This window comes from Martinezella tropici (assembly GCF_003287875.1).
Lineage (GTDB): Bacteria > Pseudomonadota > Alphaproteobacteria > Rhizobiales > Rhizobiaceae > Rhizobium > Rhizobium tropici_C.
Map to the genome: position 1 here is coordinate 1 of NZ_QMKK01000048.1, position 26,307 is coordinate 26,307.

At 59.6% G+C, this 26,307-nt stretch carries 23 protein-coding genes and 1 pseudogene; 10 read left to right on the top strand and 14 right to left on the bottom strand.

Going from position 1 to position 26,307, the window contains the following annotated elements:
- Positions 1–73: 73 nt before the first annotated feature.
- Together tnpA and DQ393_RS33515 are read right to left on the bottom strand one after the other, a co-directional pair.
- Positions 74–508, bottom strand: coding sequence for an IS200/IS605 family transposase (gene tnpA / locus DQ393_RS22095; RefSeq protein WP_112340015.1), 435 nt, complete (start codon positions 506–508; stop codon positions 74–76).
- 283 nt (positions 509–791) lie between these two features.
- Entirely contained in the window at positions 792–932 is a 141-nt protein-coding gene (locus DQ393_RS33515; protein WP_169644998.1) for a hypothetical protein, read from the bottom strand.
- Positions 933–1,276: 344 nt separating this feature from the next.
- Here DQ393_RS33515 and DQ393_RS22100 point away from each other — a divergent pair, with 344 nt between their 5' ends.
- Positions 1,277–3,112, top strand: a complete 1,836-nt coding sequence (locus DQ393_RS22100; RefSeq protein ID WP_112343866.1) for an aminopeptidase P family protein — start codon at positions 1,277–1,279, stop codon at positions 3,110–3,112.
- A 45-nt stretch (positions 3,113–3,157) separates the two neighbouring features.
- On the opposite strand, the gene DQ393_RS22105 is transcribed toward DQ393_RS22100, so the two are convergent.
- On the bottom strand, positions 3,158–3,469 hold the full coding sequence (locus tag DQ393_RS22105) for an AzlD family protein (RefSeq protein ID WP_112343867.1): 312 nt from the start codon (positions 3,467–3,469) through the stop codon (positions 3,158–3,160).
- 2 nt (positions 3,470–3,471) lie between these two features.
- On the bottom strand, positions 3,472–4,194 hold the full coding sequence (locus tag DQ393_RS22110; protein ID WP_112343868.1) for an AzlC family ABC transporter permease: 723 nt from the start codon (positions 4,192–4,194) through the stop codon (positions 3,472–3,474).
- Between the two features lie 231 nt (positions 4,195–4,425).
- Between DQ393_RS22110 and DQ393_RS22115 the strand changes: the two genes are divergently transcribed.
- Positions 4,426–4,677, top strand: a complete 252-nt coding sequence (locus DQ393_RS22115) for a DUF2164 domain-containing protein (RefSeq protein ID WP_112344054.1) — start codon at positions 4,426–4,428, stop codon at positions 4,675–4,677.
- A gap of 6 nt (positions 4,678–4,683) precedes the next feature.
- On the opposite strand, the gene panB is transcribed toward DQ393_RS22115, so the two are convergent.
- The 3 genes from panB to DQ393_RS22130 form a co-directional block, all read right to left on the bottom strand.
- Complete coding sequence (panB, locus tag DQ393_RS22120; RefSeq protein ID WP_112343869.1) at positions 4,684–5,505, bottom strand: 3-methyl-2-oxobutanoate hydroxymethyltransferase; 822 nt, start codon at positions 5,503–5,505, stop codon at positions 4,684–4,686.
- 1 nt (position 5,506) lies between these two features.
- On the bottom strand, positions 5,507–6,382 hold the full coding sequence (gene panC, locus DQ393_RS22125; RefSeq protein ID WP_112343870.1) for a pantoate--beta-alanine ligase: 876 nt from the start codon (positions 6,380–6,382) through the stop codon (positions 5,507–5,509).
- 217 nt (positions 6,383–6,599) lie between these two features.
- Positions 6,600–7,304: an SDR family oxidoreductase gene (locus tag DQ393_RS22130; RefSeq protein WP_112343871.1), complete on the bottom strand. Its 705-nt coding sequence runs from the start codon at positions 7,302–7,304 to the stop codon at positions 6,600–6,602.
- Between the two features lie 124 nt (positions 7,305–7,428).
- On the opposite strand from DQ393_RS22130, the gene gcvA reads away from it, so the two are divergent.
- On the top strand, positions 7,429–8,319 hold the full coding sequence (gene gcvA, locus DQ393_RS22135) for a transcriptional regulator GcvA (RefSeq protein ID WP_112343872.1): 891 nt from the start codon (positions 7,429–7,431) through the stop codon (positions 8,317–8,319).
- Between the two features lie 169 nt (positions 8,320–8,488).
- Positions 8,489–9,874 (top strand): hypothetical protein, encoded by a 1,386-nt coding sequence (locus tag DQ393_RS22140; RefSeq protein ID WP_245430427.1) that lies wholly within the window; start codon positions 8,489–8,491, stop codon positions 9,872–9,874.
- Between the two features lie 6 nt (positions 9,875–9,880).
- Here DQ393_RS22140 and DQ393_RS22145 read toward each other — a convergent pair whose 3' ends face one another.
- The 4 genes from DQ393_RS22145 to DQ393_RS22160 form a co-directional block, all read right to left on the bottom strand.
- Positions 9,881–10,966 (bottom strand): glycosyltransferase family 4 protein, encoded by a 1,086-nt coding sequence (locus tag DQ393_RS22145; protein ID WP_112343873.1) that lies wholly within the window; start codon positions 10,964–10,966, stop codon positions 9,881–9,883.
- A gap of 81 nt (positions 10,967–11,047) precedes the next feature.
- Positions 11,048–11,671 carry a bifunctional nicotinamidase/pyrazinamidase gene (pncA, locus tag DQ393_RS22150; protein WP_112343874.1) on the bottom strand — a complete coding sequence of 208 codons (624 nt, stop codon included), beginning with the start codon at positions 11,669–11,671 and terminating at the stop codon, positions 11,048–11,050.
- Between the two features lie 111 nt (positions 11,672–11,782).
- On the bottom strand, positions 11,783–13,066 hold the full coding sequence (locus tag DQ393_RS22155; RefSeq protein WP_112343875.1) for a sugar MFS transporter: 1,284 nt from the start codon (positions 13,064–13,066) through the stop codon (positions 11,783–11,785).
- A gap of 270 nt (positions 13,067–13,336) precedes the next feature.
- Positions 13,337–13,948: a TetR/AcrR family transcriptional regulator gene (locus tag DQ393_RS22160; RefSeq protein WP_112343876.1), complete on the bottom strand. Its 612-nt coding sequence runs from the start codon at positions 13,946–13,948 to the stop codon at positions 13,337–13,339.
- 172 nt (positions 13,949–14,120) lie between these two features.
- On the opposite strand from DQ393_RS22160, the gene DQ393_RS22165 reads away from it, so the two are divergent.
- Complete coding sequence (locus DQ393_RS22165) at positions 14,121–14,858, top strand: SDR family oxidoreductase (protein WP_112343877.1); 738 nt, start codon at positions 14,121–14,123, stop codon at positions 14,856–14,858.
- Positions 14,859–14,888: 30 nt separating this feature from the next.
- Here DQ393_RS22165 and DQ393_RS22170 read toward each other — a convergent pair whose 3' ends face one another.
- A complete protein-coding gene (locus DQ393_RS22170; protein WP_112343878.1) occupies positions 14,889–15,818 on the bottom strand; it encodes a LysR substrate-binding domain-containing protein in 930 nt (309 codons plus the stop codon).
- 106 nt (positions 15,819–15,924) lie between these two features.
- Between DQ393_RS22170 and DQ393_RS22175 the strand changes: the two genes are divergently transcribed.
- Together DQ393_RS22175 and DQ393_RS22180 are read left to right on the top strand one after the other, a co-directional pair.
- Positions 15,925–16,650: an SDR family oxidoreductase gene (locus DQ393_RS22175; protein ID WP_112343879.1), complete on the top strand. Its 726-nt coding sequence runs from the start codon at positions 15,925–15,927 to the stop codon at positions 16,648–16,650.
- Between the two features lie 87 nt (positions 16,651–16,737).
- Positions 16,738–17,010 carry an Atu4866 domain-containing protein gene (locus DQ393_RS22180; protein WP_112344056.1) on the top strand — a complete coding sequence of 91 codons (273 nt, stop codon included), beginning with the start codon at positions 16,738–16,740 and terminating at the stop codon, positions 17,008–17,010.
- A gap of 162 nt (positions 17,011–17,172) precedes the next feature.
- Here DQ393_RS22180 and DQ393_RS22185 read toward each other — a convergent pair.
- Positions 17,173–17,455, bottom strand: a pseudogene (locus DQ393_RS22185) (GIY-YIG nuclease family protein).
- A gap of 479 nt (positions 17,456–17,934) precedes the next feature.
- Between DQ393_RS22185 and DQ393_RS22190 the strand changes: the two are divergent.
- Complete coding sequence (locus DQ393_RS22190; protein WP_112343880.1) at positions 17,935–19,005, top strand: type I restriction endonuclease; 1,071 nt, start codon at positions 17,935–17,937, stop codon at positions 19,003–19,005.
- Here the strand turns inward: DQ393_RS22190 and DQ393_RS22195 are convergent, their stop codons facing one another.
- Positions 19,006–21,471 (bottom strand): ATP-dependent helicase, encoded by a 2,466-nt coding sequence (locus tag DQ393_RS22195; protein WP_112344057.1) that lies wholly within the window; start codon positions 21,469–21,471, stop codon positions 19,006–19,008.
- A gap of 362 nt (positions 21,472–21,833) precedes the next feature.
- Here DQ393_RS22195 and DQ393_RS22200 point away from each other — a divergent pair, with 362 nt between their 5' ends.
- Entirely contained in the window at positions 21,834–23,000 is a 1,167-nt protein-coding gene (locus tag DQ393_RS22200; RefSeq protein ID WP_112343881.1) for an efflux RND transporter periplasmic adaptor subunit, read from the top strand.
- Positions 22,997–26,152 carry an efflux RND transporter permease subunit gene (locus DQ393_RS22205; RefSeq protein WP_112343882.1) on the top strand — a complete coding sequence of 1,052 codons (3,156 nt, stop codon included), beginning with the start codon at positions 22,997–22,999 and terminating at the stop codon, positions 26,150–26,152. Before DQ393_RS22200 ends, DQ393_RS22205 begins: the two co-directional genes overlap by 4 nt.
- Positions 26,153–26,307 lie beyond the last annotated feature (155 nt).

Genomic DNA, 26,307 nt, shown 5'->3' on the forward strand with positions numbered 1-26,307 from the left:
AAGTCATGACCTCCACCAGAGGTGGAGGTTTGAAACGCTGCGCTTGAACCGCTAGAAGCGGTATTGTTAGCGCTTAGTAGCTACGATTGAAGAGGTCGGCAAAGTCGGAAGCTTTGTCGGCCTTTTCCTGATTACGGATATATTGTCTGACGACCTGCTCGTTATAGCCCGTCGTCGATACGAAATACCCGCGTGCCCAAAAGTGATACCCTTTGTAGCGGCGCTTGCGCGCATATTTGTTCGCTACGTAAAGGGCCGTCTTGCCCTTCAAGAAGCCGACAATATGCGAAACCGAGTATTTCGGCGGGATCGAGATCAACATATGCACATGGTCGGGCATCAGATGACCCTCCTCGATCTGGCAGCCTTTCTGCTGTGCCAGCCGACGCAAGAGTTCTCCCAACTCACGCCGCACGTCCCCGTAAAGTCTTTTCGTGCGGTATTTGCTGCCAAAAACAATGTGATACTTGCAGTCCCACGTCGCATGCGAGAGCGTTTGCTCATCCATAAAACCTCCTTGTTCGAAGTCTGGGCCACCCCAGCGGTTCAAGCAGGAGGTCTCTCAACTACCGTGTAGAACTCGTCCAGTCCTCCACCGTAGGTGGAGGTTTATTTATCGATATAAAAAAGGCGGTGCCGAAGCACCGCCTTGAGATCAGCTTTCACCGATCTTGCCCGCGAGCGTGTGGAGGAGGAGTGCTCAAGCGGGCTCTAAGCGTTCCGACTGCGATCCGGGAGGGAGGAGGAGAACCGGATTGCGATCGATATAGAACGCGTAGCTCTTAAACTTCTTAGCGGCGACCGCCGCGGCTTGCGCCGATTGCCTTTGCGGTTTCGACTTCGAGCTGACGAAGCGAGCCGACGGAATGGCGTACGGTGCGACGCTCGCCAGCCAGCGCCGGGCTAACATATGCTGAGCGGGTGATAGGCATTGTCTTCAAGTCCTTGGTTCGTTCGGGTTCCTCGTGAACCCCGTTTGATGCGGCGGATATAGCGACTCGCTCGCCGGAGTGGCAGGGGGGCAGCTTCATGGGAGCTATGCACGATATGCATATTTCCTGCCGTGAAGTTGTCATATTCAAACGCCGATGCTCATGAAATGGGCGGATTCGTTAACGGGCAGAGGTGGGATAAACTGCTCTCATGTGGTGCGAGGTTGCGGTAATCGCGCATATCGTCTCAGGGATCGAAAATCACATCGCACTTCCGATCGTGATGCTCTAACATACTGGCAATATTCAGTTTCACGGAATCTCCACCAGTCTCGGATCTGCTCATGTTTCAGTCTTTCGACGTCACTTCCACCCCGCAATTCGGTCGCGAGCGTGTTGCCGGTTTGCGCGCTGCCTTCAGCGATCTCGGCATTGATGGCTTCCTCGTGCCACGTGCCGACGAGTATCAAGGCGAGTACGTACCCAAATGCTCGGAGCGTCTCGCATGGCTCACCGGCTTCACAGGATCGGCAGGTGTTGCGCTTATCACACACTCCCACGCCGTGATCTTTGTGGATGGCCGGTATGTGACGCAGCTTGCCGAACAGGTGGACCGCAGCGTCTTTACCGGAGGCGATCTGGTGAACGAGCCGCCGCATGTCTGGCTGCCGCGTCATGCAAAGAAAGGTTTCCGGCTCGGTATCGATCCGTGGCTGCATACGGGTGCCGAAGTACGCCGTCTGGAAAAGGCGCTGGCCGAGATCGACGGCAAGCTCGTCTTCCTGCCCCACAATCCGCTCGACAGGCTCTGGACGGACCGGCCACCCGAGCCGTTGGGCAATGTTATCATTCAGAACATCGCTCAGGCCGGTATCCTCGCCAAGGACAAGCTTGCGACGATTGCAAACGGCCTCAAGGAAAAGAATCTCAAGGCGGCGCTGATTACCGATCCGTCTTCTGTCGCCTGGATCTTAAATATCCGCGGCAGCGACGTGCCGCACACGCCACATCCCCTGGCGCGCGCCATCATCTATGCGGCGGGTGAGGCCGAACTCTTCCTCGACAAGCGCAAGACCAAGGTGGAAGCGGAAGCTTATCTCACACAGATCTGCAAGCAGCTGCCGCCGTCCGGACTTACAAAGCGTCTCGCCGCTGCGGCAGCGAATGGTGGGCGAATCCTGGTCGATCCGGATCTTGCCTCCTACGCTCTGACCGACATCATCCGTCGTGAAGGTGGAGAGGTCGTGGAGGGCAATGATCCCGCCAAGCTGCCGCGCGCCTGCAAGAATGCTGCCGAAATCAACGGCTCTGCGGCTGCCCACCTGCAGGATGGCGCCGCCATGGTCGAGTTCCTTTACTGGCTGGAGACAAGCAAGCCTGGAACGGTGACGGAAATCGCCGCGGCGGAACGGCTGGAAGCCTGCCGCGCCCGCATCGGCGAAAGCATGCAGAACCCGCTGAAGGACATCTCCTTCGACACGATCTCGGGTGCCGGCGAGCACGCGGCCATCATGCATTACCGCGTGACCACGGCGAGCGACCGGCGGATCCAGGCAGGCGAGCTGTTCCTGATCGATTCGGGCGCGCAATATATCAACGGCACGACCGACATTACGCGCACTGTCGGTATTGGCGCGGTTTCCGAAGAGCAGAAGCGCCTCTTCACGCTTGTCCTGAAGGGGATGATCGCCATCAGCACGGCGCGCTTCCCGAAGGGCACGCGCGGCTGCGATCTCGATCCGCTGGCGCGCATCGCGCTCTGGAAGGCGGGCGTTGATTTCGCGCATGGCACGGGCCACGGCGTCGGCTCCTATCTCTCCGTCCATGAAGGCCCGCAGCGCATTGCGCGCCTTGCCGTGCAGGAACTGCTTCCCGGGATGATTCTTTCCAACGAACCCGGCTATTACCGTCCGGGTCATTTCGGCATCCGCATCGAAAATCTGATCTACATCCGCGATCCGGAGGAGATCGAGGGCGGTGACATGCCGATGTTGGGCTTTGAGACGCTCACTTTCTGCCCTATCGATCGCAGCCTGGTGCTTGTCGAGCTGCTGACGCATGAAGAGCTAAACTGGTTGAACGATTATCACGCTAGGACGCGCGAGGCGCTGATGCCGCTGATTCATGATCACGACATACGGGCGTGGCTGGAAAATGCCACGCTCGAGCTCAGCCATTGAGAAATACGGACCTCATCCCAACTGGAAAAAGGGATGGGGTCCCTCTCAAGCGCCTATGGAATGGCGCCACGCCATGACGACCACCCATCCTGCGACCAGCATATAGGTCGACGGATAGCGCAGTCCGACGAGAAGGGCGGCAAGCATCGCCACCTTTGTGTCCCAGCCGCCGATGAAGAAGGCGGGTGCGACGAGGGTTGTCAGCACGGCGGCGGGTACGGCATTCAGCGCCGCCTCGACGTGTGGCGGAATGCGGGTCATCTTGACGATCAGGATATAGCCGCCGATGCGCGTCAGGAAGGTCACCACGGCTGCGGCCAGAATGAGCAAAACCATATGCGAATTGAAATCGAACATGGTCAGACCTCGTGGCTTTCGTGCGCGATATCAGGCTTGCGATTCGCCTTTACCGGCGGCAGCATTGCCGCAAGCGCGACGCCCGCCAATGCGCCGATGCTGACATGCCAGGGCGAGCCGACATAGCGATAGGCGATGGTTGATGCGACTGCGCTGACGGCGACAACAGGCAGGAAATTGTCTCGCGTGCGAAAGCCCATGACGATGCCGAGGAAATAGACCGGCAGCAGGATATCGAGACCGATGGCTTTGGGATCGCCGATCAGGCTGCCGAGCAGGCCGCCGATCAGGCTCACCACCACCCAGGGAACATAGATCACTGCGGCAAAGCCGATGTACCAGGCGAAGGTCACCGGCTTGCCGCTTTCATGGCGCTTGATCGTCTCGGCAAATTGCGGATCGACCAGCAGGAAGAAGGTGAAGAACTTCTCCACCGCAGAAAAGTGCCTGATATAGCGGGCGATCGCCGCCGAGTAGAGCACATGGCGGAAGTTCACGGCGAGGATCGACAGCACGATGAGCCAGGCCTGAACATTGTGGCCGAAGAGATCAATTCCCACCATCTGGCTGGCGCCGGCATAGACGGTCCCGCTCATCAGGGTCAGTTCGCCAAGGGACATGCCCTGGTCGCGCGCCAGCGCGCCGAACAGAGCACCGAAGGGCACTGCGGCAAGACCGACGGGAATGCCGCCCTTCAACCCGTCAAGAAATTCCGCGCGACTCATGGTCCGCTCTATCCTTTATGGAAAACCGGTTTTGCTCCGGATGCGGTGTCGAGGGCACGGATCCTGCAAGAGGTACGACGACGTTGCACCCTTGCGCATTTGCTTCCGCGCTATTCAATAGCGGGACGTGTAAGCTGTGTGCCCCGAACCAGCAATTGAATTTCCTTGATGGATCAATTGATTTCCTTGATCCAGCGTTTTGAGACCGCTCGCAAAATGAGAGATGGAAAGATGAAGAAGATCACCTTTTCGAAGGAGGAGAAGGCAGCGATGGTTGCACGCCTTCAGCGCTATTTCGCCGACGAGCTGGATCAGACGCTCGGCACCTTGCCCGCTGAATTCCTGCTCGATTTCTTCACCGCCGAGATCGGGCCGTATTATTACAATCAGGGTCTGCGGGATGCTCATGCTGCGCTGATGAGCAAGATGGAGGATTTCGGCGAGGCGATCTATCTGCTGGAGAAGGAACCCGCCAAGAGCTGATGCGCCTCATTTCTTCGGCTGGAACGTATGTTCCAGCGCGGGGAATGTGCGGGCCTTCACTTCCTCGGCATAGGCTTCGGCCGCCTTCGAGACCATGGGCGCCAGCTCCGCGAAATGCTTGACGAAGCGCGGCTTGAAATCGTTGAACAGGCCGAGCATGTCGTCGGAAACGAGGATCTGCCCATCGCAGGCGGCGGATGCGCCGATGCCGATGGTGGGAATGGCAACTGCGGCGGTGATCTCGCGGGCGAGCGGCTCGATCGTGCCTTCGATCACCATGGCGAAAGCGCCGGCCGCCGAGATCGCCTTGGCATCGCGCCGGATCTTGTCGGCTTCCTTGTCCGAGCGGCCGAGAGAGCGGTAGCCGCCGGTCGTGTTCACCTGCTGCGGCATCAGTCCGACATGGCCGAAGACCGGAATACCCCGAGAGGTAAGGAACGCCACGGTTTCAGCCATTTCCTCGCCGCCCTCCAGCTTCACGCCATCGCAGCCGGTTTCCTTCAGGATGCGTGCAGCACTGCGGAAGGCCTGTTCCTTCGATTCCTGGTAGGAGCCGAAGGGCAGATCGACGATGACGCAGGCATGCTTGGTGCCGCGTATGACGGCTTGGCCATGGGCGATCATCATATCAAGCGTGACGCCGACGGTCGTGTCCATGCCGTAGAGCACCATGCCAAGGGAATCACCGACCAGCAGCAGGTCGCAATGCGGATCGAGCAGGCGGGCAATCGGCGTCGTATAGGCCGTCAGGCTGACGATCGGACGCTGGCCCTTCATCGCTTCGATCGCAGCGGGCGTGATGCGCTTGGTGTGTCCGACAGTGCTCATCTCAGGCAGCCTTTTCGTTGTTTGACGGCTTGCGGCCGATGACCCGGTTGTCGAGCAGGCGGGTGGTGCCGATGCGCACGAAAAGCGCGATGAGGATAGGTTGTCCCTGCAAGGTCGTTAGCGGCTCCAATGTATCGGGATGACGAACGGCGGCGACTTCCACTGTCGCCAGCGGCTCTTTTTCCATGAAGGTGCGCAGGGCTTCCTCGAGCGCTGCGGGGTTATCCGCCCCGAGATCGTAGAGCCTTTCGGCCTCCGCCAATGCTTGAGGGACGATGGTGGCTGCGGCGCGTTCCTCTTTCGAGAGATAGACGTTGCGCGAGGAGAGGGCCAGGCCATCCACGTCGCGGACAGTCGGCACCGGCACGATACGAACGGGCTGCGCCAGGTCCTCGACCATGCGGCGGATGATCGCTACCTGTTGGTAGTCCTTCTCGCCGAAATAGGCGCTGTCGGGCTGGACGATGTTGAAGAGCTTGGTGACGACTGTGGCAACGCCGGCGAAGTGGCCCGGGCGAACCGCGCCCTCCAGCTCCGCACCGAGCTTCGGCACGTCGACGACGGTTTCCATCGGACGCGGATACATATCCGTCACGCCAGGTGCGAAGAGATAATCGACGCCGGCGTCGCGCAGCATGGCGCTGTCGCGTTCGAGATCGCGCGGATATTTCGCCAGATCCTCATTGGCGCCGAACTGTAGCGGGTTGACGAAAATGGAGGTGACGACGACGTCGTTCTCGGCCTTTGCACGGGAGACAAGCTCCATATGGCCGGCATGCAGATAGCCCATGGTCGGCACAAGGCCGATGCGCCTGCCAGCCCTAAGGTGTTCGGCAAGCCTTTCGCGCAGGGCCGCTATCGTGTTGATGACGTCCATCGTGGCACTCCTCCCGAGGCAGCGCCGCCTTACACTGCCCGTTTCATCCCTTTTTGCGGGCCCTTCTAACGTGTGCGGTGCAAAAAGGCAATTCAAGGGCAGCAGGCACCGCCGGGAGGATACCGTTGCTTGAGGCTGGCTCGATCTGATTTCATTGCCGTTCTCGGGAACATCATCCGAGGGAACGAACGCGGCATGAGCTCGATTTAGCCAGAATTCAGACCGAACGGGTCAGGCCGCCGTCAACCTTGAGGTTCTGGCCGGTGATGTAGCCAGCGCCATCGGAGGCCAGGAAGGCGACGGTGGCGGCGATCTCGGCGCTGGTGCCATAACGCCGCATCGGCACGCTGTCGCGGCGTTCTTCGGTCGCCGGCAGGCTGTCGATCCAGCCGGGCAGGACGTTATTCATCCGCACATTGTCGGCGGCGTAGGTGTCGGCGAAAATCTTCGTATAGGAGGCAAGGCCAGCCCGGAATACCCCCGAAGTGGGGAACATTGGCGACGGCTCGAATGCCCATGCCGTGGAAATGTTGATGATCGCGCCGGATTTCTGCTTCTGCATGATGGGGGCTATGAGGCGTGTCGGACGGATGACGTTCATGAGATAGACGTCGAGGCCGGTGTGCCATTGCTCGTCGGTGACCTCGAGGATCGGGGCGCGCGGACCGTGGCCGGCGCTGTTGACCAGCACATCGATGCGCCGCCATTTTTCCATCGTCGCATCGACCAGGCGCTTGAGATCGTCGTTGGACTGGTTGGAGCCGGTAACGCCGATGCCTCCAAGTTCCTGAGCCAACGCCTCACCCTTTCCGGAGGAGGAAAGGATGGCGACACGGAAGCCATCGGCCGCAAGCCGTCTGGCGCTTTCGGCGCCCATACCGCTGCCGCCCGCCGTGATTACGGCCACTTTTTCTATCGACATAGGTGCTTCCTCCTTCATCTCGTTCCACTGGAACCGATTGCTTCGAAATTACCGATGAAATATCATCATCGCCGCGCGAGAGCGAAGCAGATAAATTCCCATTTGCCAGTAGAAAAACTATCGCATGAACGGCTCGCCCGGTAAACTTCCCTCTCTGAACGGCCTGAAGGCATTCGAAGTGGCTGCACGCCATCGCAGCTTCAGGCTGGCGGCCGAGGAGCTCGGGGTTACGCAGGGTGCCGTTGCGCAGCAGGTTCGCGGGCTGGAAGCCGAGCTGGGCGTAAAGCTGTTCGAGCGGATGCCGCGGTCTTTGTTGCTGACGGGCGAAGGGCGGGGCTACATCGCCGATATCAGGCGCGCCTTTGAAATTATCGCTCAGGCAACCGGCAATCTCGAGCCGCAACCCGTCAGGCTCACCATCAGCACCACGCCGACATTCGCTTCGAAATGGCTGATTCCGCGCCTGCCGGATTTTACGGCTCGTCATCCCGATCTCGATCTTCATATCCTGGCGACGGAACGCATGTCGGGCTTTCAGGCGGACGGAGTGGATCTTGCAGTGCGCTACGGGCGACCACCTTTCGGGCCGGGATTGGCGACCGAACTGCTCTTCGAACAAGAGATCATCGCCGTTTGCAGCCCGGCGTTGCTGCAGGACCGAAAGCTGCCGAGGACTGCAGAGGAGCTCGCCGACTACGCGCTTCTCCATGACGCCCATAATTCCTGGCCCGAATTCATCGACAAGCATTTCGGGCGGGCGGCTCACGCCTCCTATAAAGGGATCAGCTTCAACCAGACATCGCATGCCATCGAAGCGGCGATCGCAGGGCAGGGAATCGTCCTCGCCAACCGTGATTTCGTGGCGCGAGATATGGTGGAAGGTCGTTTGACGCAGGTTATCCAGGGGTCGCTAAGCGGTCCATCCGATTTCTACCTCGTCTGGCCTCGTTATCGCAAATCCGCAGCCCTCGAGAAGGTCATTGCCTGGATGAGGGAAGAGGCGAGCAGGAGATAGCCCGTACCGTTCGCCTGATGTTGCGAGCAGGTTTTTCAGGAATGAAATGCCCGCCTGTTTTCAGAAGCGGCCCATCACGCGCGGTCGCGCTATCGAATGCTGCAATTGCCCCTTCGGGATTAGCGCTTTCCTCAATCTTTTTCTGTTAGCTGCAGTCATGGCGAAGATCGTGGCATTGGCTGCATATTTCTATCAGGCGGCGGTTGCCTTCGGGCTGCTGATCGTGGTGGCGCATCTGCTGGCTCCGGCGGACTACGCGGCCTATTCGCTGTTCATCTCGATCAGCCAGTTCGCGGCGATTTTCTGTTTCGAATGGGTTCGCTTTGCCTGCAGCCGCTTCTATCCGGGGCAGGGTCCGGGAAACGAGGCATTGGAGCGCAAGGCGCTGACCGTGGAATTTGCGGCCTGCTCGGCGATCTGCCTGATTGCTGCTTGTGCTTCGATCTTCTTTTCCGTCTCGGCGGAGATTGCCGTGCTTGGCGGTCTGGTCGCGATCTTCCAGGGCGGCAGCGACCTGCACCTCACCATGCTGCGCTTCCGCCAGGAATTTCGCGCCTTTTCGCGGCTGCAGGGCTCGCGCGCCACCATTCTCGCAGCCGGCACGCTCGCAGGTGCCGCCGTTGCCCCGACCTTCACATGTACTGTCATCGGCCTGATGGCGGGCTACGGCGCTTACGGTCTTCTGGCGCTCTTTCTGACCCGCAGCAGCTTGCGCGAGGCAGCACCATTCCAGCCATCGCTGCTTCGCAAGCACTTCGTCTATGGCAGCGTTGCGGCCAGTGCCTCCGTTATCGGCATGCTGACGCCGTTGGGATTGAAATCTATTCTCACGGCCACGTTGGGAGCGGGAGCTGCGGCCGGTGCGCTGCTGGCGCTCGATCTGTTGCAGCGGCCCTTCGTACTCATCGTCTCCGCCCTGCAGGCCATTCAATATCCCGATGTCGTCAATACCTTTGATCGCGACGGGGCAACGCCTGCCTTTGCCAGGCAACTCGGGGAATATTATTCGCTGCTTACCGGCCTTACGCTCATGACTGCCGCGGGTATCTTCGCGGTGCTGCAGCCCGTCGGCCAATTGGTCATTGCCTCCGGTTTGCGCCATGAATTTCTTGCCGTTGCTCCCTTCGTCATCGGTCTTGCGACATGCCGCGCCTTGACCGCCAACATGATGCCGACGCCAGCGCATCTGCAGCACCGGCTGCTGATGATCTTCCTTCTCGCGGTGCTGGACTGCGTGCTGCTGAATGCCGGCACGCTGGCCGGCGGTTACCTCGGTTCCCACAGCGATGCCGCGCTCATGGCCGGCGGCATGATCGGCGCCGTGTGCGCCATGGCGATTGGCGTGAAGGTGATGGCGTCTCTTTCCTTTGATTTTGTCTGGCCGCCGGTCGTCTTCTCCGCCATCGGGCTGGCGGTGCCGGTGCTGGCGACGGCTGGCTTTGGTTATTCGCTCTGGATATCGGTGTCGCTTGGCGTGGTCGGCGGCACGCTCTTTTGCCTGCTCGGCCTCTATAGCTACTTCGTTACCATGTTCCGGCCGCAGAACCGATCCTGAAGTCTCTCAGAGATCTTCGAGAATAGAGAGCACGCGGTCGGCGCTGGCATCCCAGGAGAAGCGGGTGACATTCTCATGGCCGCGCCGGCGCAGATCCTGGCGCAATACATTGTCCGTCGCGATCCGCCTCATGCCGGCAACGAGTTCATCCTGTCGGAATGGGTCGAAGTAGAGCGCGGCGTCGCCCGATGCCTCGCGCACGGCGGGGATATCAGCAGCGAGCACCGGACAACCCTGCGTCATCGCTTCCAGTGGCGGTATGCCGAAACCTTCATAGAGGCTCGGGAAGACGAAGGCAGTGGCATGTCGCTCCAGAGCGGCGATCTCAGCGTCCGTAAGCCTGCCTGGAAAGAGCATGCTGCCGTTTGACTGCTGGTCATCCGATTTGAAGACGGTCGGCGCGGAGCCGCCGACGACCACGAGCTTCTGGTTGTCATCTTTCAGCGCCTCGAAAGCGCGGATGGCGAAATCGAGGTTCTTGTTGGGTTTCATTGTTCCCACAAGAAGGAAGAAGCCGTTCGTCTTCAGACCAAGCCGCTGCATCACGGCCTCGTCCGGCTCGATCGTGGCATAATGATCGACGGCATTATAGACGACGTCGATGCCGCCTGAGGGAACACGGAATACGGAGGCGAGCTCCTGCCGCGAGAATTCGGAAACGGTACCGATCTTGGCGGTGCGCGTCAGCACTGTGCCGAGCGCACCATGCAGCAGGCGGTAGCTGCGCTTGAAGGATTGTGGATGGCGGAAGATCGTCACGTCATGGATGACGACCGCCTGGCGGCGATGAAGGAGCGGGCCGCTGCCGCCGAAGCCGATGAGCCGGCTGCCGCGCGAGTGTGAAAGCAGCGATGTCTGCTCCCATATATGCCCAGGGCCGGAGCCGAAGCGATCGATTTCTATTGCCGAGAGCCTGATATCGATGGGCGTGTTGCGCGGTACGGCCAGACGCCAGCGCGTGCCTTTCAGCGAGGCGGGCAGAGCACCCGAGGAGATCTTGCGATCGAGTGACAGCGTCAGTTCGCGCGCGAAGCGTTGCACGCCGGACAAAGGCTGGCCGAGGAAGCGCCCGTTGATGACAATAGACTGCACGCTAAGAGTCCCGATATCCTATTGATCGGTATTAGCTTGCACCATTTTGTTTAGAGAAGGTTTAGCTGGGCTCGCGCGATTTTACGCAAGCGCATCCTTGCTGCTGATCACGGCAACGCCGCGGGCTCGCATGTCGTCGATTGCCGCAGCGACGCCGGCAGGATCGATGCCGCGGCTCGCATCCTCAATGAAGCGGACGGTGACATTGGGTAGCATCTCGACGGCGTCGACCGCGGAGAACTTCACGCAATAATCCGTTGCCAGCCCGCAAAGATCGAGATCGGTGACGCCTTTGTCGCGCAGGTAAGCCGCCAGTCCGGTAAGGGCTGCCTGATCATTGTCACGGAAGGCGGAATAGCTGTCGACTGCGGGATTCTGGCCCTTCTGCTGGATGAAATCGACGTCATCGAGATGGAGGCCAGGGTGGAACTCGGCATCCTTGGTGTTCTGGATGCAATGGTCTGGCCACATCATCTGCGGTTTGCCCGAAAGCGTGCCGATTTCGAAGGGTTTCTTGCCGGGATGGGAGGAGGCGAAGCTGCCGTGGCCGGCCGGATGCCAGTCCTGCGAAGCGACGATCAGATCGTATTTGCCGCTGTCGATGAGTTTGTTGGCGATGGGCACGACTTGATCCCCATCCGGCACGGGGAGATTTCCGCCGGGGCAGAAGCCATTCTGGATGTCGATGAGCAGCAGCGCTTTCATGAGGCCTGTCCTTCCCGTTTTGTTGCGCCGCACGATGCCAAGCGGTGTGCCTCGGATCAAGCCCCTTGCGCTCCGCTTGGAAAACCGGCGGAGCGCAAGGCTCAGTCAGTTTCAGGCCGGCTTGTGGCCCTTGAGCCCGTAAAAGGCGATGTAGACGTAGCAGATGATCGGCATCAGGAAGGCGAGGTGAATACCGATCGTATCGGCAAGGCCGCCCTGGATAACAGGCAGGATCGCGCCGCCGACGATGGCAAGGCACAGAATGCCCGAGCCCCGGCTCGTATATTTGCCGAGGCCGTGCAGTGCCAGGCTGAAGATCGTCGGGAACATGATCGAGTTGAACAGGCCGATCGCCAATACCGACCACATGGCGACATGGCCCGTTGTCAGCACGGTGACCACGAGCAGGATGATGACCGCGGCAGCGTTGAACGCCAGCGCCTTGCCGTCATCGATATGACGCATGATCAGCGAACCGATGAAGCGTCCTACCATTGCGCCGCCCCAGAAGTAGGAGACGTAGTGCGCGGCATCGGCCTCGGAGAGATGGGCGATATCCGGCTGACTCAGGAAGTTGACCAGGAAACTGCCGACGCTGACTTCGGCGCCGACATAGAGAAAGATGCCGACAGCGCCGAGCACGAGATGGCGGTACTGCCAGGCGGAGCCGCCGCCGCGCATCGGCTCGATGGTCTCCTCATCTTCGACTTCGGGCAGCTTCAATGCGGCAAAGACGGCGGCGAGCACCAGGAAGGCTGCGGCAAGAAGCAGGTAGGGGAATTTGACCGCGCCGGCTTCGGCAAGCCGCATGGCGTCGAGCTGTTCCGGCGTAGCGTTGGTGGCTGCAACAGTCGCGGCAGACAGGATCAACATCGCGCCGAAATAGGGGGCAATCGTCGTGCCAAGGGAGTTGAAGGCCTGCGTCAGGTTCAGGCGGCTTGCAGCCGTATCCGGAGGTCCCAACACGGTGACATAGGGGTTGGCGGCAACCTGCAAGATCGTGATGCCGGTGGCGAGCACGAAGAGCGCGCCGAGGAACAGGGCGTAGACGCGGTAAGTGGCGGCCGGAATGAACAGGGCACAGCCGACAGCTGCGATCGCGAGGCCGACGACGATGCCCCATTTGTAGGTGATGCGCTTTACGAGCGTGCCGGCCGGCAGCGATATGATGGAATATGCGCCGAAAAAGCAAAGCTGGATGAGCATCGCTTGGGTGTAATTGAGCTGAAAGACGCTTTTGAGGTGCGGGACCAGAATATCGTTCAGGCAAGTGATGAAACCCCACATAAAAAAGAGTGAGGTGAGTGCGATAAGCGCGAATTGGTAATTGCCCTGGCCTTGGCGTGCGGATGCACGGGCGCTGGTGGGCGCAGAGCTTGTTGCTGAGCCAGCCACTTTTTATCCTCGGTTCTTGTTGTTGCCAGGCTTTGAGATTCGACCCGGGCGAAAAGCCCGAACGGGCCGGAAGGACTGGCAGCGGCTTGCCGAGATACCCGCAAGAAGCGCGGAATCCCGAAGTCGCTTCAATCGATATAATCGATTGGATCATTATTGGTAGCTTGCTAGGAATGCGGATTCTGCAATGCAGCAATGCGGTTTGCTGCAATCGCGAAGACGTTGAGGAAAGCAATCAGGTTTTCCTAGGTGCCTATCCGCCCGGGCGGGTCAGCCACCGTTCAGATAGCCGAGGACGGCACGCAGTACACGGCGAGTCAATTGGCTTTTGTCTTCGTCGCCATGTTCTCCGGCGGCGTCGACCATTCCCTTGATGATCGCCACCACATCCCGGCTTGCGATATCGATGTCAGCCTGCATCGGCAGGTCCGGCCGCAGCAACGCTGCACGCGTGAGTTCGAAGAAACGCATCTTCACCCTTTCGGTGGCGGTATCCAACGGCAGGCGTGCTTCTTCGAAGTCGAGCAGGCGGGCGAGAGCTGGCCGGCGAAGTTGCTGCTCGACACACGGGAGGATGAGTGCTGACAAAGCCTCCCTGCCGGTGGGCTTGCCTGCTGCGCTTTCCGCCTCCTCGACGAGGCGGCGCGTTTCCCTGAGGATCAGCGCTCCGATCAGCGCGTCCTTGCGCGGAAAATACTGATAGAGCGAACCGACGCTGACACCGGCCCTTTCCGCCACGGCATTGGTGGAGAAGGCTTCATGGCCGCGCTCCTCCAAAATGCGAGCCGCAGCCTCGACGATCGCCTCGACGGTCGCGAGCGAACGGGCTTGTTTCGGCGCTTTTCTCGGCGCGGGGCGGCTTTTCAGAAGGCTCTCGGACATGTCCGTGGAATGCGAGTAGTAAAAAGTGAATTATCGCTCATATTACTGGTCAAGGCTCAGCGAAACAAGTGTTTCCGCGAGATCCGAGGATCGAATTCCCTCGGCGTGTTCGCAAGCGCGTGCCTGCGTGACGCTTGCCGTTCGGGCCGGAGAGAGAAATGGAGACAAATGCATGTCCAGCGAAATCAAAACCGCAATCGTGACCGGAGCATCGAAGGGCATCGGCGCCGCCATTGCGAGGCAGCTTGCCGCCGATGGTTTCCAGACCGTCGTCAACTATGCATCGAGTTCCCGTGAGGCTGGGGATATCGTCTCCGGCATCGAAGCGACGGGCGGCCGTGCGATTGCGGTCCGTGCGGATGTGGCCGATGCTTCGGCTGTTACGGCATTGTTCGATCGTGCCGAAGCCGAGTTCGGCAAGGTCGACGTGCTCGTCAACAATGCCGGGATCGGCAAATTCTCGCCCCTGTCTGAAGTGAGCGATGAGGATTTTCAGCAGCAGATTGCCGTCAACCTCACAGGCACGTTCAACGGAATGCGTGAGGGGGCAAGCCGGGTGCGGGATGGTGGCCGCATCATCAACCTGTCAACGAGCATCATCGGCCATTACTCCCCAGGCAACGGCGTCTATGCAGCGACGAAGGCAGGTGTGGAAGCCATGACGCATACGCTCGCCAAGGAACTCGGCACGCGGGGCGTAACGGTCAATGCGGTCGCGCCCGGGCCGATCGCCACGGAGTTGTTGTTCAGGGGACGGTCGGAGGCGCTGATCCAGCGGCTGATCAACGACATCCCGCTCGGCCGTCTCGGCCTGCCGGAGGAGATCGCCCAGATCGTGTCGTTTCTCGCCAGCGTTCAAAGCGGTTGGATCAACGGCCAGGTCATCCGCGCGAATGGCGGGCGCAATTGAATCGGTCATCACTCGAGGTGGCAAACGAGCTTAGCCCATTCGTTTGCCGCTTTCGCGCGCTTCATCGCCGGCGGGAAAGCGCCTGACATGCTCGATCAGTGCGCGAAGCTTCGGAGCGGTGTTTCGCCGGCTCGGATAATAGAGATAGAAGCCCGCGAAATAGGGGCAGTAATCCTCCAGAATCGGCAGCAGTTCGCCGCGATCGATGAAGGGGCGAAAGCTTTCCTCCATCCCGAAGGAGATGCCGGCGCCGGCGACGGCAAGCTTGATCATCAGGCCCATGTCGTTGGTGGTGATCGTCGACGGCACCGCGACGCTGAATTCCTTGCCCGCTTCGGCGAACTCCCAGCGATAGGGCGCCGATTTCGGAGAAGGACGCCAGCCGATGCAGGCATGCCCGGCAAGGTCTGCCGGGTGTGACGGCACGCCGGAACGCTCGCGATAGGATGGGGCGCAGACAGCCAGTTGTCGCTCGGCGCCCGCGACCGGCACGGCGATCATATTCTGCGCGATGACTTCTCCGAGCCGCACGCCTGCGTCGTAGCCTTCCGCGACGATGTCGAATTCCTCGTCCGTGACGGTGATATCCAGCTCCACCTCAGGATATTGACGCACGAAACCGGCAAGGAGCGGCCCGGCCAGAAAGCGCTCGGCGATCGAGGAGACCGCAAGCCGCAGGCGGCCGCGCGGAAGCTCTGTCAGCGCCTCGGTCTTCTCCAGCGCCGCGCGCATCTCCGCCACGGCGGGAGCGACCCTCTCATAGAGCCGCTCGCCGGCTTCCGTGAGGCTGACGCTGCGTGTCGTGCGCAGCACGAGCGCGATGCCGAGATTTTCCTCAAGGCGGCGAATCGTCTGGCTGACGGCGGAGCGGGTCACGCCGAGCCGTGTCGCTGTCGCCCGAAAGCTCCGTTCTTCCGCAACGAGCGCGAAGACGGCGAGCGCATTCAGATCTGGCTCCATTGGTTATTTTTTCTTTCCAATTTGGCAAGGAGATGACGGCTTATCGAAACAATAACCGATCCTTACAGTCAAGGCCTCATGACATGCACGGAGAAGGGATGAGGTCATGCCGATGGATAAGGTCATTCTGATCACGGGCGCTTCGAGTGGAATCGGGGAGGGCATTGCTCGCGAACTTGCCGCCGCTGGCGCGAAAGTGGCGCTGGGTGCGAGGCGCGTGGAACGTCTGGAAGCGCTGGCCGCCGAGTTGCATGCGGCGGGCGGCACCGTGCTTGCCCATTCCCTCGATGTGACGGATCGCGGAAGCTTCGAGGCTTTCGTCAGCGCCGCTCGGCAGAAATGGGGACGCGTCGATGTCATCGTCAACAATGCCGGCGTGATGCCGCTCTCCCTCATGGCATCGCTGAAGGTGGAAGAATGGGACAGGATGATCGATGTCAACATCAAGGGCGTGCTGTACGGCATCGCTGCGGTTTTGCCTGAGATGATTGGACGTAACTCCGGCCAGATCATCAATATTGCGTCGATCGGAGCGCTTGCGGTCTCCCCGACTGCGACGGTCTATTGCGCCACGAAATATGCGGTGCGGGCGATCTCGGACGGACTACGGCAGGAGCACAAGACGCTGCGCGTCACCTGCATCCATCCCGGCGTCGTCGAAAGCGAGCTTGCCGATACGATCACCGATCCAATCGCGGCGGAAGCGATGAAGACTTATCGCGCCATCGCTCTCAAACCCGATGCCATTGCCCGCGCCGTACGTTTTGCCATCGAACAGCCCGAGGATGTCGACATCAACGAGATCGTCGTGCGTCCGACGGCCAACACGTAGGCGGCGGAGATGGCTTTGGTCCGAAGTTTCGCCCTGGCTCTTGCCGCCGGCGCCATATTTATCGTTACATCAAAGGTTTACGCTACCATGAACAACAAATCCAACGCATCCGCGACCATCCAGCAAAGTCATCCCTATGTCGGCATGTGGGTTACCGCCGATGGTTATGTGCGCCACAATCTGCTGCCGAACGGCCGCTATGACGAAGCGCGCGGCCGGCGCGAGAGCGCCTATCAGGGGCGCTATGAGGTTCGCGGCAATCACATCGATTACTGGGACGATACCGGCTTTACCGCCGATGGAGATTTCATCGACGACGTGCTTCATCACGGCGGTATGATCCTTTATCGTCAGAAGTAGCGCGATATCGAATGGCACCATCGCCAGACTATCTGTGTCTTGCGATGGCTTTCCTCTTACGGCGTGCCGGTCCCAGTCGAATGCCAATCCTTTTTCCGCGATGGATTTATGGGCTATGGCTGAAGGACCGGGATGCGCAAGCGACCGGGGGAGCGTCAGGCTTTACCAGAGCTCGTAGTATAAATCCCGCCAATTCGGATTTGTCTTTTCGATCAGCTCGATCTTCCACTGCCGATACCAGCGTTTCAGCGATTTTTCCCGTTGTATGGCTGAAACGATGTCGGCGTGGTCCTCATACCAGACCAACCGCGTGCCCCGTATTTCCAAGCAAACCAGGCGTCAGGCCTTCACGATGTTCGTAGATGCGGCGCTCTATATCGGCGGTGACGCCGATATAGAGCGTACCTCGCTTGTGGTTGGTGATGATGTAGGTATATCCACCTATGCGTGTAGGATGCGCATGGGAATGATGGGCGTCAAGGGCGGCTAGGGATACGGATGATCTATCGGTGCCGGATCGTAGTGCCCGTACTCACGTTTGCCACCAGCAGCAACCCACACTGCGTCATCCTCGGGCTTGACCCGAGGATCCAGACACAGGCTTCGTTGTTTGTGGAAATGAAATTGGCAGGCCAACGGCTTTTCACCAGTATCTGCGTGCATTTACGTTCACTAATTGGTCAATACAATGCGTTCGATCGGAACTCTTGGGCGTGGATTCTCGGGTCAAGTCCAAGGATGACGGCATTGGTTAAGAACTAAGTATGATAGATTAGCTCAGCTTTTTCCTATGATAAGAAATCAGCTATCAACTGAGGCGAGTCAGCAAAAAATAAACTCAATCAAAAATATGCACCCGCGTCGATTGCATCCAGCGACAAATATAATATTGTTTACTTGGGGATCGAATTTTGAGGGCTAATTATGTCGTTCAAGGAACAAGTTGCGGAACTATCGAAGCGCGCAATTGCTGCGCAAAATATTGCTCTTACTGAAGAGGCGACAAAAAATGCCCTTGTTATGCCCTTTTTGCGCACACTTGGTTTCGATGTTTTTGATCCCACGCAGATTGTACCGGAATTTATAGCGGATGTTGGCCTAAAAAAGGGAGAGAAGGTCGATTATGCCGTAAAAATAAACGACCGAATTGAATTTATTCTTGAAGCAAAGGCAGTTAGTGCGAATCTTTCGCAGGCGCAATACAGCCAACTTTATCGGTATTTTTCGACCACCGATTGCTCAATTGCAATTCTCACAAACGGCATACAAGTCTGGTTTTTTACTGATCTTGATGCACCCAATAAGCTTGATGGTAATCCGTTCTTTAAATTTGATCTTTTCGACTATGATGATAATGATCTGAAAGAGTTAGAGAAATTTCATAAAGAAAAATTTTCGATTGAAGACATTAAAAGTTCGGCTAGTACGCTGAAACGGATGAAAGCGACTATTAGCTGTATAGAAGCGCAATTTAATGATCCCGATGACGAATTCGTTCGGCTCATCTCTAAGGAAATACATGATGGTAAGCTTACTGCAGCAGTCGTTGCTGAGTTTAAACCGATAATAAAACGTGCCTTCGAAGATCTCGTTCGTCAAAAAATCCAAAAGAAATTGAGTGCTGCGTTCAATGAGAACGTGAATATTCCAACGATAAAGGACGTAGATTCGGTCACTCAAATCAACGACGATGGGGATGGTATAGAAACGACGCAAGAAGAGATTGACGGGTTCAACATTGTGCGCGCGATTGGAGCAGAACTCGCAGACGTCTCTCGAATTGTCATGCGTGATCAAAAGTCTTACTGTGGTATCAATTTCGATGACAATAATCGCAAACCGATTGTCAGATTACATTTTAATTCCAAGACTAAGTTTCTAACAATCTTCGATGCAGAAAAGGCTGGATCTCGGTTTGATATTACGCAGACTACAGATATCTTTAAAGCTAAAGCGCAAATTCAAGCTGTGATCCAGTCATACGTCGGCTCCTAATCAAACCCGCTCCACAAACCCATCAAGCACCCTTTTCTGCCCGGCGCGGTCGAATTCGATGGTCAGCTTGTTGCCCTCGATCTCCGAGACATTGCCGTTGCCGAACTTGATGTGGAAGACGCGGTCGCCGATTGAGAATTTGGAGGGTTCGGTGGAGGTGGATTTAGCCACCAGCTCGCCGTCGATGGTGCGCACTTTCGGGCCGCTTTCGCCGTAGCCGATGCGTTCGACGGCGTGGCCGGAGCGGCTGCCCCAGTTGTCGCGGGTCGCATCGTTGCGGTTGGCCTGCGCACGCTTCCATCCAGGCGTGGAATAGGTGTTGGCGAAGGGATCGGCCTTGTCGAAGCGTGACTGGCCGTAACCGCCGCGGCCATACCCGCCATAGGATTGCTCGACTTCGGCGACCTGGACATGCGTATCCGGCAGTTCGTCGAGAAAGCGGGAGGGGATTGTGGATTGCCACAGGCCGTGGATGCGGCGGTTGGAGACGAACCAGATGTGGCAGCGGCGCTTGGCGCGGGTGATGCCGACATAGGCGAGGCGACGCTCTTCTTCGAGACCGGCGCGGCCGCTTTCATCGAGCGAGCGCTGATGCGGGAACAGGCCTTCCTCCCAGCCGGGCAGGAACACCGTGTCGAATTCCAGACCCTTGGCCGAGTGCAGCGTCATGATGGAGACGGCGTCGAGATTTTCGTTCTGCTCAGCATCCATGACGAGGGCGACGTGTTCGAGGAAGCCGCGCATGGATTCGAAACTATCCATCGAGCGGATGAGCTCTTTCAGGTTTTCCAGGCGTCCAGGCGCTTCGGCCGATTTGTCGTTCTTCCACATGTCCGTATAGCCGGACTCTTCGAGGATCTGCTCGGCAAGCTCGGTATGCGGGGTGTTTTCGAGCAGGCCCTGCCAGCGGCGGAAGGATTGCACGACATCGAACAGCGCCTTGCGCGCCTTCGGCTTCATCTCATCCGTCTCGATGATATCGGCCGCTGCCGCCAACATCGGGATATCGCGCGCACGGGCGTAATCATGCAGCGCTCGAACGGTGGTGTCGCCGAGGCCGCGCTTCGGCGTATTGATGATGCGCTCGAAGGCGAGGTCGTCGGCCGGCTGGCAGACGAGACGGAAATAGGCCATGGCATCGCGGATTTCGAGGCGCTCGTAGAAGCGAGGGCCGCCGACGACGCGATAGTTCAAGCCGAGCGTGACGAAACGGTCTTCGAACTCGCGCATCTGGAAGGAGGCGCGCACGAGGATCGCCATGTCGTTCAGATTGTGCTTGTTGCGCTGCAGCTGCTCGATCTCTTCGCCGATCGCGCGTGCTTCCTCCTCGGAATCCCAGGAGGCATGCACCTGCACCTTGATGTCGTCGGGATCGGAGCGTTCGGTGAACAGCGTCTTGCCGAGCCGGCCTTCGTTATGGGCGATCAGATGCGCGGCGGCACCGAGAATATGCTCGGTGGAGCGGTAGTTGCGCTCGAGCTTGATCACCTTGGCGCCCGGAAAATCCTTCTCGAAGCGCAGGATGTTGTCCACTTCGGCGCCGCGCCAGCCATAGATCGACTGATCGTCGTCGCCGACGCAGCAGACATTCTGCGGCTCGCCCTTCTGCCTCTGCGCCAGCAGGCGAAGCCACATATATTGCGCCGTATTGGTATCCTGATACTCGTCGACCAGGATGTAGCGGAAGCGCTGGTGATAGTCCTTGAGGATATCAGGATTCTGCCGGAACATATTGATCGGATGGAGCAAAAGATCGCCGAAGTCACAGGCGTTCAGTGTCTTCAGGCGGTTCTGGTAGGCGGCATAGAGTTCGCGGCCCTTGCCGTTGGCGAAGGCCCGGGCATCGCCTTCCGGAATATCGGCGGGGCTGAGGCCCTTGTTCTTCCAAGTGTCGATCATGCCGGCGAACTGCTTGGCCGGCCAGCGCTTGTCGTCGAGCCCTTCCGCCTGGATGAGCTGCTTGATCAGGCGGACGACATCGTCGGTATCGAGAATGGTGAAGCTGGAGGTGAGGCCGACCAGCTCGGCATGACGGCGCAACAGCTTGACGCCGATCGAGTGGAAGGTGCCGAGCCAGGGCATGCCTTCGACGGCACCGCCGACGAGCAGCGCGATACGCTCCTTCATCTCGCGGGCCGCCTTGTTGGTGAAGGTGACGGCGAGAATCTGGCTGGGGAAGGCGCGATTGGTGGAGAGGATATGAGCGATGCGGGTTGTGAGCACGCGCGTCTTGCCAGTGCCGGCGCCCGCAAGCACCAGAACGGGGCCGTCAAGCGTTTCGACTGCTTCCGTCTGTTCCGGATTGAGGCCGGCGAGATAATCCGGCCGGCGGCCGCTATCGCGTGCCGCCATGGCGCGGGCAGCGATGCCGCCGCCGGTGCTGCCGGCAGCCGGCGCCGAACGGCGCGGCGCGATGTGCTCCGGCTCCTCGTCAAAGAAGGGGATATCGTCATGTCCAATGGTCATGCGGCCCAATGTAATGATTCTACCCCGAAAGGCAAAAGAAACGGGCCGAAACTAGAACAAAAAGTGCACATTCGCGGCATAAAGACGTTGATAACGCGGCACGTTCCGCGTCCAAACAGAGATGTGCGAATGCCAGTGAAACGTCTCGTTGTCACGGTCAAGATTACAACTTTGTCATAATATGCGTCGAAGCTTGCTGCTTATGCCCAAAAACACGATATTGCAGCAAATCGGGCACAATCTTGCATTATAGAGCCACCCGGACCGAATGAGGCCTCAATAAGTGCGCCGGGTGTGTGGGGGGCCTGTGCAAACCAACGACGCGATTTCATCGCCTCTGACATAACGAGCCGGAGACGTGCATGACCGCCTGGAAGCAGCTTTCCTTGTCTTTTCTGTTGCTGGTGGCAGGCATTGCCGCTGTCGTGGCCCTTGCGCCCGGCGCAGCCGGCATCTTGCGGAAGGCCGGTGTTCCCCAGACGATCGTCGCAGCAATCACACATGATGACAATGCCAAGGCGGAGAAGAGCGGCAATGCGGTCGAAGCCGGCGCTCGGCGCGCCCGGAATGTGCCGCTTGTCGTGACGAAAGCCGTCGTCAACGGCGTCGTCAACGATCGCCTGAGCGCGATCGGCACCGGTGACGCCATTCGCTCGGTCGTCGTCATGCCGCAGGCGACGGGCACGATCCGGGAAATCCTCATCAAGTCCGGCGACAGGGTCAGCCAAGGCCAGGTACTGGCTCGTCTCGACGACGACGAGCAGATCATTGCCCGCGGCCAGGCGGAGGTAGCGCTGAAGAGCGCAGCGGAGAAATCCCAGCTCTATCGCAACATCAAATCCAGCGTGTCGCGCATCGATGTTTTCGATGCCGAGATCGCAGAGCAGGGGGCGAAGCTGGCGCTGCAATCGGCGGAGCTGGCGCTGAAGCGCCGCGATATCGTCGCGCCGATCGACGGGATCGTCGGCATCGTGCCCGTTGTGGTCGGCGACAACGTAACCACGACCACCAATATCGTGATGCTGGACGATCGCTCGGAAATCCTGGTGGATTACTGGGTGCCAGAGCGCTTCGCCAACACTGTCAAGGTCGATCAGCCGGTGGAAGCGACCTCGGTCGCGCTGCCGGGGCGTATATTCTCTGGCGCCGTCGAGGCGGTCGACAATCGCGTCGATGGCGCCAGCCGGACGCTGCGCGTGCGCGCCCGCATCGACAATGCCTCCGACGAATTGCGGGCCGGCATGTCCTTCAATGTCGGCATGCGCTTTGCCGGCGAGACCTATCCTTCCGTCGATCCGCTCGCCGTGCAATGGGATGGCGCCGGTGCTCATGTCTGGCGCGTTGTCGACGGCAAGTCCTCGAAGGTGCGCGTCAGCATCGTGCAGCGCAATCCGGATGCGGTACTGGTCCGCGGCGATCTCCGCAATGGCGATCTCATCGTCATCGAAGGATTGCAGCGTATGACCGAAGGTGGCGAAGTCCGCTTTGCCCGTGATGTCGCCGAGGCCAGGGAGGTCATCACCCAATGACATCTCATAGTGATGACGCGACGGATGCCAGCTCGGCAGCGACCAGGCAATCCTTCACGGCACTTTTCGTGCGCCGGCCGATCCTGGCCCTGGTCTTCAATACGCTGCTGGTCGTTGCCGGTCTTGCAGCCTATTTCGGCGTCGAAGTGCGCGAACTGCCTGATGTCGATCGTCCCGTCGTGACGGTCAGAACCGTGTTTGACGGCGCTTCTCCCCAGACGGTGGATCAGGAGCTGACGAAGATCATCGAAGGGGCGGTCGCCCGCGTCAGCGGCCTGAAATCGGTCTCCTCCAGCTCGTCCTTCGGGCAGAGCCGCGTAACGCTCGAATTTTCCGACGCGACCGATCTTTCGGTTGCCGCCAACGATGTTCGCGATGCCATCGGTCGCATCGCCGAACAATTGCCCGATCAGGCGGATGCGCCACAGATCGTCAAGGCGGATTCGGATTCGCAGCCGATCATGCGCCTTGCCGTCACCTCGAGCACCATGACGATGGACGACCTGACGCAGCTGGTCGATAAGGAGATCACTGACCGGCTGGCTTCGGTCGAAGGCGTTGCCGATGTCGAGCTTTACGGCGATCAGGAGAAAATCTTCCGCATCGACGTCGATCAGGCCGCCCTTGCGAGCCGAGGCCTCACTATCGGCGACCTGACGACGGCGCTTGCGACCGCAGCGCTCGATGTACCGGCCGGATCGCTGAAGAGTGCGCGCCAGGATATCGTCGTGCGTGCCACGGCGGCGCTGCAGACGCCGGAGGATTTCTCCCGGCTGATCATCAAGAACCGCGTGCGGCTCTCCGATGTCGCGACCGTGACGCTCGGACCGAGGGACGGCACGACCGCGCTGCGCTCGAACGGCGTACAGGGCGTCGGCCTCGGCATCATCCGCCAGGCGCAGTCGAATACCTTGAATATTTCCGAAGGCGTGAAGGCCGTCGTCGCGCAGCTGTCGAAATCGCTGCCCGAGGGTACGCGTATCGTCATCACCAGCGACGATGCCTTATTCATTCAGGGCGCGATCCACGAAGTCGTGCTGGCGCTCGTCCTGTCGGCGCTGATCGTCACGGTGGTCATCTATCTCTTCCTGCGCGACTGGCGGGCGACGCTGATACCGGTCGTCACTATGCCGGTGGCGCTCATCGGCACGCTCGCCGCGCTTTATATGGTAGGCTTCTCGGTCAATATCCTGACGCTGCTGGCGATCGTACTTGCGACCGGCCTCGTGGTCGACGACGCCATCGTCGTGCTCGAAAATATCGTGCGTCGTAGAGCCGAGAAGATCGGGCCGCGCGCGGCTGCCGTACTCGGTACGCGCGAAGTCTTCTTCGCCGTCATTGCGACGACGGCAACGCTTGCCGCCGTGTTCATTCCGCTGTCCTTCCTGCCGGGGCAGGTGGGCGGCCTGTTCCGCGAATTCGGCTTCGTGCTTGCCTTCTCCGTCGGGCTGTCGTCGATCGTGGCGCTGACGCTCTGCCCGATGCTTGCGTCTCGCATGCTGACCAAGGAAATGCGCGAAGAGCATGGCGCACTCGGCCGTTTCGGTGAGCTTTTTGCCGGCGTCTATCGCCGCACGCTCCGGACATGTCTCAACGCACCGCTTGTCGTCATCGTCTTCTGCGCGCTGTTTTCGGCTGCTGCTGTTCTCGCCTTCGTGAATGTCAAAAGCGAGCTGACGCCGAGCGAGGACCGGGCGATGGTCATGCTGCGTCTCACCACGCCGCAGGGCGCTGGCCTGGATTACACGAAGGACCAGCTGCAGCGGGTCGAGGAGCGGCTGCAGCCGCTGATGGACAGCGGCGACATCAGAAATACCTACGCTATCTCAGGCATGAACAGCCAGAAAAACAGCGGCTTCATGGTCTTGACCCTGGCACCCTGGAGCGAGCGCCATCGCACGCAACAGGACATCGTCACCGATATCAACCGCGCCATGGCCGGCGTTCCTGCGCTCCGAGGCAACGTCATCCAGGCCAACAGCCTGCGTATCCGGGGCGCCGGCAGCGGCGTGCAGATGGCGCTTGTCGGCAACAATCATGAGGTGCTGACCGAGGCGGCACTGAAGCTGGTGCAGGAGCTCGACAGGACAGGGCAGTTCGACACGCCACGGCTCAACAACGAGCCGACGCAGGCCCAGGTCTCGGTCACCATCGACCGGGAGCGCGCTTCCGATCTCGGGATCGACATATCGGGGCTTTCGATGGCGCTGCAGTCGCTGCTCGAAGGCCGCTCCGTCGTCGACGTCTTTGTCGCGGGCGAATCCTATCCCGTGCTGCTGACCTCAACGATCCGGCCGATCGACGATCCGACGGATCTTGAAAACGTCTATCTGAAAACCGGCGACGGCAAGATCGTGCCGATGTCGGTCATCGCATCGCTGAAGGAGAACGCCGTCGCACCGCAATTGACCCGCGAGCAGCAATTGGCATCGGTCGCTATCACCGCCGGTCTCAAGAGCGGCATGTCGCTTGGGCAAGCCGTCGAGGAAGTCACGCGGATCGCCACGCCGCTGTTGCCGCCAGGTGCGCGGTTGATGCCGCTCGCTGAAGCCGCGACGCTGGAGGAGAATTCCAGCGGCATGGTGCTGACCTTCGGCTTTGCCATCGTTATCATCTTTCTGGTGCTCGCGGCGCAGTTCGAAAGCGTGCTGTCGTCGCTGATCATCATGTCCACGGTGCCGCTTGGTCTTGCCTGCGCCATCTTCGCGCTCGTCATCACCGGTTCGAGCCTCAACATCTACAGCCAGATCGGCCTGGTGCTGCTGGTCGGCGTCATGGCCAAGAACGGCATCCTGATCGTCGAATTCGCCAATCAGCTGCGCGACAAGGGCGAAAACGTGCGCGAGGCGATCGAAAAGGCCTGCGCGCTGCGCCTGCGTCCGGTCATGATGACGATGATCGCAACCATCCTCGGCGGCGTCCCGCTCGTCTTTGCGGAGGGTGCGGGCGCGGAAGCACGCATCGCGCTCGGCTGGGTGATCGTCGGCGGCCTTGGTTTCGCGACTCTCGTCACGCTTTACATCACGCCGGTCGCCTATCTGCTGATCGCCCGTTTTGCAAAACCGCAGACGCATGAGGAGCAGCGTCTGCACGACGAAATGTCCGACGCGGCGTTGCGCTCGAAGCTGACCAACCTTCGCGCGGCGGAATAGGCCGGGACAGGTAGGTTGTGCCCATTATGGTAAATCAGGCGTTTCGCTTAGCGTTTTTTTAAGCATGTTTGCTAATCATGGCGATTGTAACCGCTGGAGCGAAGGTGTTGTTTTTGCCTTGCTCCCCGTTCGCCGACACGCTCGGCCCGCGCGCA